Source organism: Agrobacterium sp. ST15.13.013 (assembly GCF_027956525.1).
Lineage (GTDB): Bacteria > Pseudomonadota > Alphaproteobacteria > Rhizobiales > Rhizobiaceae > Agrobacterium > Agrobacterium salinitolerans.
In genome coordinates this window covers 1-10169 of record NZ_JAQKGP010000050.1, presented here as the reverse complement: position 1 = coordinate 10169, position 10169 = coordinate 1, and the positions used below count along the sequence as shown (strand labels likewise).

The 10169-nt window shown below is 57.3% G+C and carries 9 protein-coding genes and 2 pseudogenes; 8 read left to right on the top strand and 3 right to left on the bottom strand.

The window, feature by feature from the left end:
• Nucleotides 1-100: 100 nt before the first annotated feature.
• A pseudogene (locus PL597_RS25495) lies at nt 101-358 on the top strand (helix-turn-helix domain-containing protein); the annotation flags it as partial.
• A 47-nt stretch (nt 359-405) separates the two neighbouring features.
• Here the strand turns inward: PL597_RS25495 and PL597_RS25490 are convergent.
• Together PL597_RS25490 and PL597_RS25485 are read right to left on the bottom strand one after the other, a co-directional pair.
• Nucleotides 406-1368 (bottom strand): hypothetical protein, encoded by a 963-nt coding sequence (locus tag PL597_RS25490; protein ID WP_271366602.1) that lies wholly within the window; start codon nt 1366-1368, stop codon nt 406-408.
• A gap of 62 nt (nt 1369-1430) precedes the next feature.
• Nucleotides 1431-2644 (bottom strand): IS3 family transposase gene (locus PL597_RS25485; protein ID WP_149148858.1). Its coding sequence is split into 2 segments (ribosomal slippage): nt 1431-2308 and nt 2308-2644, totalling 1215 coding nucleotides; the frame shifts between segments, so codons are not numbered across the junction.
• Nucleotides 2645-2807: 163 nt separating this feature from the next.
• On the opposite strand from PL597_RS25485, the gene PL597_RS25480 reads away from it, so the two are divergent.
• The 4 genes and pseudogenes from PL597_RS25480 to PL597_RS25465 all read left to right on the top strand — a co-directional run bounded on the left by PL597_RS25480 (nt 2808) and on the right by PL597_RS25465 (nt 5215).
• Nucleotides 2808-3179 (top strand): alpha/beta fold hydrolase, encoded by a 372-nt coding sequence (locus PL597_RS25480; RefSeq protein WP_271366601.1) that lies wholly within the window; start codon nt 2808-2810, stop codon nt 3177-3179.
• Nucleotides 3180-3303: 124 nt separating this feature from the next.
• Entirely contained in the window at nt 3304-3510 is a 207-nt protein-coding gene (locus PL597_RS25475) for a hypothetical protein (RefSeq protein WP_271366599.1), read from the top strand.
• 362 nt (nt 3511-3872) lie between these two features.
• A pseudogene (locus PL597_RS25470) lies at nt 3873-4251 on the top strand (RidA family protein).
• Between the two features lie 214 nt (nt 4252-4465).
• A complete protein-coding gene (locus tag PL597_RS25465) occupies nt 4466-5215 on the top strand; it encodes an SDR family oxidoreductase (protein ID WP_271366603.1) in 750 nt (249 codons plus the stop codon).
• 136 nt (nt 5216-5351) lie between these two features.
• Here the strand turns inward: PL597_RS25465 and PL597_RS25460 are convergent, their stop codons facing one another.
• Nucleotides 5352-5846 carry a MarR family winged helix-turn-helix transcriptional regulator gene (locus tag PL597_RS25460; protein ID WP_271366597.1) on the bottom strand — a complete coding sequence of 165 codons (495 nt, stop codon included), beginning with the start codon at nt 5844-5846 and terminating at the stop codon, nt 5352-5354.
• Nucleotides 5847-5890: 44 nt separating this feature from the next.
• Here PL597_RS25460 and PL597_RS25455 point away from each other — a divergent pair, with 44 nt between their 5' ends.
• The 3 genes from PL597_RS25455 to PL597_RS25445 all read left to right on the top strand — a co-directional run bounded on the left by PL597_RS25455 (nt 5891) and on the right by PL597_RS25445 (nt 9994).
• Nucleotides 5891-7399 carry an FAD-dependent oxidoreductase gene (locus PL597_RS25455; RefSeq protein WP_271366595.1) on the top strand — a complete coding sequence of 503 codons (1509 nt, stop codon included), beginning with the start codon at nt 5891-5893 and terminating at the stop codon, nt 7397-7399.
• Between the two features lie 13 nt (nt 7400-7412).
• Nucleotides 7413-8639, top strand: coding sequence for an MFS transporter (locus PL597_RS25450; RefSeq protein ID WP_271366594.1), 1227 nt, complete (start codon nt 7413-7415; stop codon nt 8637-8639).
• 233 nt (nt 8640-8872) lie between these two features.
• Nucleotides 8873-9994, top strand: coding sequence for a patatin-like phospholipase family protein (locus tag PL597_RS25445; RefSeq protein WP_271366593.1), 1122 nt, complete (start codon nt 8873-8875; stop codon nt 9992-9994).
• Nucleotides 9995-10169: the final 175 nt, after the last annotated feature.

Here is a 10169-nt window from a genome sequence, read left to right as displayed (position 1 = left end):
AGACGCTCGAGCGCCTTGCAAACGGCTGGCCTAGCAGCGAAATCCATACCCTTATGCCGTGGAGCTACAAGGCCTGAACGGCCTCAGCTTGCCGCTTACGTTCAATCTGGCTGAGATTGCAGAGATCGCTGGAATGAGCGCGTTCCACTTCAGCAGGTTGTTCAAGAAAGCGACAGGACTGTCGCCCTCTCGATATTTTATCCGCCTACGGATGACGCGAGCGCAACAACTCCTTCAGGAGACAGATCTCAGCATCATCCGGGTCGGATTTGCTGTCGGTTATTCAAGTCCAAGCCATTTTTCGCAGGTCTTTAGGCGCGAGACCGGACTTTTACCGAGCCACTATCGCAAGACGTGAGAATTAAACGGAGAACGCAGCGGCAGTCTTCCTGGGGTTCTGACACATCAGCTTTCTGGCGGTATGAGGGCACGCGCTTGCTTTTCCCATCGCCAGGAGGTTTGGCCGACCAATCGGGTCCCGCCCCACCAGCGATCGACGCCACACGTCTCGATGAAATCGATTTCGCCCACGTTTATCTTGTGCCCGTCAGCCGTCAACCGAAGGTGGCTTCCGGCATATCTGTCCCAGGCATGGGCATCATTGAAAAAGTCGGTCGACCTCAAACGTCCTTTCAGCCCGGCAATGAGCGGCGAAGCGCCTGAAGCAAGGTTTGTGATTAGGTCGATGATCGACGGCAGTTCAAGCAGAGGCAACGGGTCATCCGCGCAGTTTCTTGCAATCTCGCCAACGGTACATCCTCCAGTGGCGAGAGTGTTCAGGACCAGACGCTCGCAAGCACCAAGGCCCGTTTGAGCGCTCGGCAGATCATCAAGAAGCGCTTCCCTCGTCCGGGTCATGAAAGGAAAATGGCGCAACTCGTCGATACTTAAGTGAAGCCATGCATGCGGCGTGGAAGCTGAGTAGGCCAACCATATTGCGGCAGCTGCGGTTAGATGCTGATTTTCAACCGATATCAGCGTTGCCCCCGAGCTGCTCTGAGTCTGAGGAGACTGTTGCCCCCACGGTGTTACGCCTTGAAAAATAGAGAGGTTTGTGTGGTCAATGTCAGTCGTAAGCGCTTGGCTCAACAAATAGACCATCAGCAGTTGGCTGTTGGAATCGGGATCGATGTAGAGCTCAACCTGATCTGCATCACGCCAGTATTGCAGAACCTCTTCCATTTTTTGAGTGAGAGAGGTGAGGACCTGCTCGCTGTTGATGTCGCCTAGATTGGATCCGACAACGGGAGCCCTGATGAGGCTGACGGGTAAGGGGATTATCTTGGATTTTGGGAGTACAGACGCTTGGCTCGCTTTCAAGTAGCCGGCGGCCGCCTCGTCGCAGGTCACACACAATCGATTTCGCATTCAGGAACCTCAATATCTGTAATGAGCACCTGGAGTGCACCCCGTTTGACCGGACAAGTCGGCTAGGTTGATTTAGCCCTGATGAACTGCCGAGGGGAAGCCATCTTGAGGGCAGAATGGGGATGGATTTCATTATAATCCTCGATCCATCCGTCGATGAGCCGGAGCGCTGTTTCGGCGTCCGGCAGAGGTGATATGCGCACGTAATCCCGTTTCAGGGTTTTGACGAATGCCTCCGACATGCCGTTCGACTGAGGGCTGGCGACCGGCGTGAAGCAAGGTGTGAGATTGAGTGCTTGTGCAAACAGCCTCGTGTCCCTCGCGGTGTAAGCAGAGCCATTGTCGGAGAGATGCTCGATAGCGTGCGGGGCTCGGGTTGCATGGAAGCGTTTCTCGACCGCCTCCAGCATCATGTCACGCACGTCCGAGCCGGAAATGCCTGCATTGGCAACCGCCGTCCATGCGATGATCTCCCGGTCGAAAGCGTCGATGATGAAGGCGAGACGGATCACCTCGCCGTTCCAGCAAGTGAACTCCAGACCGTCGGAGCACCAGCGCAGATTGGAGCGCATGACCATGACCTTGCCGTCATGGATGCGGCCCTTGCGAACGGCCGTATGCTTCTCCAGCAACATGGCGTGGTTGCCCATGATGCGGTGAACCCGCTTGGCGTTAACGACGGGCTTATCGGCGGCTCGCCTTTCGCGATTGAGGAGCGCGGCGATCCGCCGATAGCCATAGGTTGGCCTTTGATCTACCAGTCTGCGGATGATGGGTAAAAGCTCTGCATCCTCGGCCTTATGATAGGAGCCGCGCGGCTTCGATCTGCCTTTCAGCCGCTCGATGAGGTTGGAACGGGATACGCCCAGCGTATCTGCGACGGCCTTCATCGCGAACCGTCCTTCGGCAACAAGATCGGCCGCGATATCCGTTTTTTTGAGTCCGCTTTGGAAAGGGCTTCGCGGAGGATTTCGACCTCCATCGTCTTGCGGCCAAGCATGCGCTCCAGCTCGCGGACGCGATCTTCCAGCTTCTTCACTTCCGAATTGCCGACCACCGGCTCGTCAGAATCCACAGCTGCAGCACCTCCCTCGCTCAAGAGCCTGCGCCACCGGTAAAGCAGATTGGGCGCGACGCCATGGCGGCGAGCGGTGGACGATACCGTCTCGCCTGGTTCGAAACTCTGCTCAATGATCGTCAGCTTTTGCTCGGTTGTCCACCGCCTGCGGCGCACATCACCCGTCAGCAATTCAACATGTCGATACTCGTTAGACATAAGCCTGTCCTCAAGCCTGTGCTTGAGCCTTTCTGCTTATGCCGACTGTCCGGTCGAAATGGGGTGCAGTTCAGCACCAAAGCAGGTGCCGCCGTCTCACTCACCTCAGGTGCAATCTTGACGAAACCTTGTGCGAGATTTCCTGACTTCCTAAGTCAAAGAGGTGTCGGGGTGGCATCACTGTCGGCCCCAGGGAGAAAATGAAGATACGAAGCGAAACAAACTGATCAACCAAAACGTTCTCGTCAACAGCCATCGCATTGCCGCCGGCACCCATGACAACGGAGAACCCGAGGTTTTGCTACATGGAACCCCGTCCTCATCGCTCATCTGGAGGAACGTCACGCCACACCTCATCAAAGCCGGGTTCAAGATCCACGTGTTCGATCTCCTTGGCTTCGGACTTTCGGAACGCCCGCTGGCAGAGGATGTTGACACGTCCATGTCTGGGCAGGTGCCAATTCTCGACAAGATGCTGGAGCACTGGGGCCTCGAACGTTTTCATCTGGTGGCGCACGATATTGGCGGGGAATAGCGCAAAGGTTTGGCGTTTTAGCCGTATCGATTGAAGTCGCTAACGATGATCGACGTCGTCAACTTCGACAGCTACCCCCTCGAGGCGGACCAGGCAGCAAATGGATAATGGGCTCGAGGCGCGGATGAAAGCGCCCGAAGCAGCTCATCGGGCGCATTTCCGGGATTGGCTGCTCAGCGCTGTGCACGACAAACACAGGTTTAAAGGTCCGCTCGAGACTTATCTTGATTATATTTCTGGTCCGATCAAGCAACCTAGCCTGTTTAAGCACCAGGTAAAGCACTACGACCCGGTCCATACATTGGAGGTTGCTGAAGGCTTGGTGAGTTGAAAGAACTCCCTGTGCAACTCATCTGGGGCGCCAATGACGAGTGGCAGATCCCAGAGTGGGGGCGAAAGCTCCGTGATGCATTCCATGGGTCTGCCCTGACCATCTTGGAAAATTGCGGAGCTGGTTTCGCAGTTTATCGGGCCTGCTTCAGGAACCATGTCGTAAGCCATCGTCGCGCTACCGGCCGCAGATCTCTTCTTTAGGCTCACGCGGCCAACTCGCGACTGGGGCGCTGCGCCGTCGAATTCAGCAAAAGCCCAACACACGAAGCAAGATCGCGCGAGACGATCCACCATCAGCTCCTAGCTTCGTCTCTTTCAATGACGGCGGTCTATGGACCGCCGAGTGAAGGAGAAGAGAAAGTGAATTCACGTACCGCCATCTTTCCAACGATCGTCACGCCCTCTACCAAGCGCACGGCTACTCGGCGGCCATAGCGTTCGGCGGCCTTCTGTTTGTTGCCGGCTAGGTCGGAAGAGCCCGAATTTGCGGCGCAGGTTCGGCTGGCCTTTGCGAACCTTGAAGCCACCTGTTGGCGGGAGGTTGTAACTTTGATGATATTGTCGACGTGACGACCTTTCACACGGATCCGGAAAGCCGATTCAACGTGATCATGACGGTCAAGAACGAGGTATCTACGGAATCACCTTATCCGAACTGGACTGCAATCGGCGTCAACTGGCTCGCCGGGTTTGACTTTGAGATCAGGTTATTATCGCTCGTATACCGAGCAAACGCTGATATTCGTCGCGCTCTGCCACTTCGATGCTGGGAGCGTATTCAAGGCTCCTGCCTCGCACTTTTGCCTCCAATGCATGCGATCGCGACTTTTGCGCAAAATCGCGACACGTGGCGCAAAACCCCGAAAGAAGCTCATCTAGTCGAGCCTAAATCTCACATCGTCAACGCGACAAACCGCCTTCAAGGCGGCTTCCCCAAATTAGGAGTGACGACAATGACGAACCTGAACGAAAAAATCGCCCTAGTGACCGGCGCCTCCAGCGGCATTGGTGCCGCAACTGCTCTCAAGCTTGCCGAGGCTGGAGCCAAAGTCGGGATTGCCGCCCGCCGCACCGAAAAGCTCAAGGAGCTGAAGACAAAGATCGAGGCTGTGGGTGGCGAAGCTTTGGTACTCGAGATGGACGTGGTTGACCCCACCTCGATCGAAGCCAGCGTCAAGGCGCTTGTCGACACCTATGGCGCGATCGACATCCTCGTCAACAATGCCGGCCTGATGCCGCTCTCCGATATCGACCAGTTCAAGGTTGATGAGTGGCACCGGATGGTGGATGTGAACGTGAAGGGCTTGTTCAACACGACTGCCGCCGTCCTGCCGCAGATGATCAAGCAGCATTCAGGCCATGTCTTCAACATGTCCTCGATTGCCGGCCGCAAGGTCTTTAAGGGGCTATCGGTCTACTGCGCTACCAAACACGCCGTCGCCGCCTTTTCTGACGGTCTGCGCATGGAGGTGGGCCCGAAGCACAATATCCGTGTCACATGCATCCAGCCGGGTGCTGTCGCCACCGAGCTTTACGATCGCATCACCGATCCCGGTTACCGCCAACAGATGGACGACCTTGCCGGCCAGATGACCTTCCTCCAGGGCGAGGACATTGGTGCAACGATTGTCTTCGCCGCGCAGGCCCCGGCGCATGTCGACGTGGCCGAGCTCTTCGTCCTGCCCGTGGAGCAGGGCTGGTAAGACACCGCCCTTTTAGCCTCTGCCGCTGTGCAGGGGCTTTAAAGGAGATCCAGATGAAGGAGCTAGGATGGGCGCTACGTCGTAGAGGTGGAGATGTACGAGCCTGCACAGGCTCGGATGGCTGCCGGCTTGATAGTTACTCAGCGTCCGACTTCCTAGCCTCCCTCCCCATCGCGTCCGCGAACTTTCGCATCAACCTTACAAGATCTTCGATTTCGGCCGGCTCCCAAGTCGCAAAAACGCTAAGGGCGATCCTTTCGCGTGCCGTGTCGATCTTGTCGGTCATTGCCTTGCCTTTCGCCGCAATAACAACTTCGTTTACGCGACGGTCAGTCGGGCTTTGCCTGCGTTGAGCAAGCCCGAGGCTCTCCAACTTCGCGACCTGCCGACTAACCGTGGTGTAGTCCCGCCCGACGCCGGCCGCCAAATCCACGATGCCGATCGGTCCACGCCGCTCGATCCCAACGAGGAGCGGGAAGAGGGCTCGATCGAGCGCGATCCCGGCTTCGCGAACAAGGGCCTCGTCACGCTGGGGTTGATTCATAAGGGTAACAATATCGATCAGCGAACCGTGCAGTTCACGGATTTTCTCGCTGATATGTGTAGTTTGCACATTATTTCTTGACGGCATGACGCGCCTCCTGTTATGTGCATAATACACACATGGAGAACGACATGACAATCGAATTCGAAGCAGATGTGCTCATCTGCGGCGCGGGAGCGGCTGGCCTTACGCTCGCAATAGAACTGGCGCGGCGAGGAGTCTCTTTCCGCCTGATCGAAAAGATGTGTGATCCTTTCCCGGGCTCGCGAGGCAAAGGCATTCAGCCAAGGACGCAAGAGGTCTTCGAGGATCTCGGTATCCTGGATAAGGTCGTGGCGGCGGGTGGCGTTTACCCAGCGATGCGCGAGTATTCCGACGACGGCAGCTTCATGGAGAAAGATCTTGGGGAGCGGTTTCAGGCGACACCCGCGGAGCCGTATCACATCCCGCTGATGATCCCGCAATTTCTGACTGAGAAAATCATGCGGGACCGGCTGGCGGAACTGGGGGGCTGGGTCGAATTCGGAAGCGAACTGACGGCTTTCAAACAGGACGGCCACGGAGTTACAGCACATGTCTCTGCTTCGGGCGGAGCGAAGACGGTTCGTGTACGCTATCTGATCGGGGCGGACGGAGGTCGTAGCTTCGTAAGACACGCGCTTGGTATCGCGTTCCCCGGCAAAACCCTGGGCGTGCGCGCGATTGTCGCTGATGTTGCCCTGACCGGCCTCAGCCCTGAGGTTTGGTGGCAGTTCAATACCGGTGACATGCAGCGGATGGTTGCTATCTGCCCGCTCAGAGGTACCGATCTGTTCCAACTACAGGCTCCAGTCTCGCCGGATGAAGACGCAGACCTCTCAGCCAATGGGTTGGAAAAGCTGATCGTCGAGCGGACAGGCCGCAGCGAGGTGAAGGTCCACGACGTCAGTTGGGCATCGGCCTATGCTATGAACGCCCGATTGGCCGATGGATACAGGGTCGATCGCGTATTCTTGGTGGGCGATGCTGCACATATCCATCCGCCCACCGGCGGTCAGGGTCTCAATACCAGCGTCCAAGATGCTTACAATCTTGGCTGGAAGCTCGCCGCCGTGATCCGCGGAGCCGGGGGCGAACTTCTTGACACATATGAGGCCGAGCGCCGCGCCGTGGCGGAGGAGGTTCTGGGTCTGTCAAGTCGACTGCTTGACGCGGGAAAACGAGGTGAAATTCGTCGCGGGCGCGAGGTGCATCAGCTCGACATCGGATACCTGCAATCACCCCTCGCGTTTCGCGTCGCAAGCCGAAGCAGCGGTCTTCAGGCGGGAGACCGCGCGCCAGACGCGCCCATAAAGGGAGCAGGGGGACAGACTTCGCGGCTCTTCCAATTGTTCATCGGGCCACATTGGACGCTGCTCGTAAACGGCCAGGGGAGAGTGGCATCGCGGCCTGGATTGCATATTCATCGCCTCGGGCAGGGCGGTGACGTCCTCGATGCGTTCGGTTGTGTCCGAGCTGCTTACGGACTGCAGGTGAATGAGTGCGTCCTGGTACGGCCTGATGGCTATATCGGCACGATACTGACTCTTGACGCGGAAGGTGTAGCGCAACTGGAAGCCTATCTCGAACGCGTAGGCTTGCCGTCACGCGAGTCTAACTAGGAGGGGATGGAATATGACCACCAAGCCGCAATCCAACATCATTCCATCCAAGCCGCTCGATTGGCGGATCATCCTTCCGATCTTCGCAATCGTTTGCGCGAACGCCGCCGGCACCGCTTCCGTTTTGCCGGTTCTGCCATTTCATGTCCGGGCAATGGGCGGTACGCCGCTCGTGCTAGGCATAGTTATCGCCGCCGAGGCAGTCGGCCAATTCGCCTCTGCCCCTGCTCTTGGGCAACTCTCCGATCGCTTCGGCCGGAGGAATGTCCTGCTGACGAGCCAGTGCGTTGCAGCGGCGAGCCTTGCGCTACTTGCAATCGCGCCGAGCGTTGCGTTCATCCTTATCGCTCGGGCACTCTTCGGACTTACCGGGGGCAACATCTCTGTCACTGCGGCCTATATTGCAGATCACACCGATGCCTCAAACCGCAGACGGGCCATGGGGATCCTCGTAGGCGGTGCGGGCCTCGGCGGCATTGTTGGCGCAGGGCTTTCAGGTTTCCTATCCGAGATGTCGCTGACAATTCCCGTCCTCGCCGCGCTTGGGTTGGTAGCCACGTCCATTTTCGTTACATCTCTTTGCTTGGATGGAGGACGTTTGACAAAGACTGCAAAAGAGCGGCCGCGCGGCGGAAAAATATCGCTCCGCGCGATCGCAGCGTCGCCTGTCGTTCGTGCTCTCGTCATCGTCATGCTATGCCACTTCTTCGCCTACGGGACATACATTTCGCAAATGCCGGTCTTCCTCGCGGAGACGTTTCAATGGCATGGTCATGCCTTCGGGGCGAAGGAACTGAGCTACCTCATCATGTTGGACGGTGCGGTCAACGTCTTTGCCCAGGTGTTCCTACTCGGCTGGCTCGGCAAACACCTTACCGAACGTGATCTGATCCTCCTGATATTCCTTCTGATCTGCTTGGGGTTCATCACCGCTGGTGTCGCTAAAAGTATACCCGTGCTGGTTATCGCAGTTCTGTGTATCAGTACCGGCGATGCTCTCGCAAAGCCGACATATCTCGCAGCGCTTTCTACCCATGTGCCGTCCGAGCGGCAGGGCGTGGTTCTGGGGGCCGCCCAGTCCCTGCTCGCAGTGACAGATATTATCGCACCGGTCCTTGGTGGGTTCATCCTTGGATACGCGCTCTATAGCTTGTGGATTGGCATTGCCGTAGCTATGGCAATCGTGGGCGCACTCATAGCGGCGGCCCGGCTTCCGCGTCAGGGCGGCGCTGAAGCATGACGATGCGCTCCATGCTGAGTTCCTGCGGGATTTGCGCAAATCTCATTGCGCTATGTCTTCTCTTCTTTCTCAGCGGGTGTACGGCACCCGCTCGTCCGGTATACACCGCATCGGAAGCAGGGCGCGCACAAATCGTCGGCTTCGCAAACATAAGGGCTCATTTGGATGATCCGCGGCCCCCGGAGTCGGTGCACGCCTCTTGGCGCCCGGTAATCGGTAAACAAAAGCCGTCGATGCTCGCCATATCGGGCGGTGGCGCCGGAGGCGCGTTTTCCGTCGGCATTCTCTCCGCTTGGAGCGAACGCGGCAGCCGACCACAATTCGAGGTGGTAACCGGCGTGAGCACAGGGGCCCTGATTGCGCCGTTTGCATTCTTGGGGCCCGCCTATGATGCGCGGCTGAGGCGCCTCTATCTTTCCAATGAAGCTCGCAGTCTTGTCGACATCGACTGGAAAGGGCTTGGCGTCCTCTCAGCAAGCCTCCTCCAAGGCGATGCTCTTCGGAAGATGGTCGAAGATAACATTACGGATGAAATCCTGCACGAAATCGCGCGCGAACATCAAGCGGGACGCCGTCTCTTGGTAATGACCACGAACCTCGACACGCAGCGGGCGGTCGTCTGGAACATAGGCGCCATTGCAAATAGCGACAGGGAGGAGGCTCTAGCCCTGGTGCGACAGATTTTAATCGCATCAGCAAGCGTCCCCGGCATCTTCCCGCCTGTTTCGATCGGTGCGGTGGTGGATGGCAGGCAGATTCGTGAATTGCACTCCGATGGTGGCAGCTCGTCGCAGTTTCTTACATTGCCTGAACACCTGTTCGTCGCACCAAGTCATGCAAGCGAGGAAAATCTCCACATCTATGTGATCATCAACAACGCGCTCATTCCTGAGTTTTCGCTGTCACCTGAAAGGGCTTTGCCGATCATGGCACGAGCATACGCGATCCCGCTCAAGTCACAAACAAAGCAAGGCTTGATCGCCCTTTACAACTACGGGCTGAGATCCGCCCTTGATCTCAATATCGCGTCGATCGATGAGCAGGTGCCCTACTCCATCACCGACCCGCTGAACGGGGCTTACATGCGCACAGTGTACGATATCGGCTATCGAAATACGATCGACGGTAGTGTTTGGTCGCAGCAGCCGAAGTTTCCGGGCTCGCAACGACACCAAGCGGACCGAGAAAGTCTGCATTCCTATTTAGATGTTGCCGGAAATCTGAGTTGGGTCGGTGCCCGGCCAAGATTAGTGCAATGTCGGCGGGCGCGTGATCAGCAGTTCACATCCTTTCAAGAGCTAGATTGCTTGAGAGATAAATCTGAACAACCTGGCACACATATATTCATTGCCTAACAGCTCGGAGAAAGAACGACACCCCCAGTCTTGGCTGTCGTCCTCTCTCGACTGCGCTGCTTGCCTCGTTGCCTAGCACTACTTTGGCAGAATGCATTTTGGCGGTCTGAAGCGGATTCTGCAGTGCGGACATCGTTCTGGGGCTGACGCTGCCAGGAGGGTGTTTATGACCGCG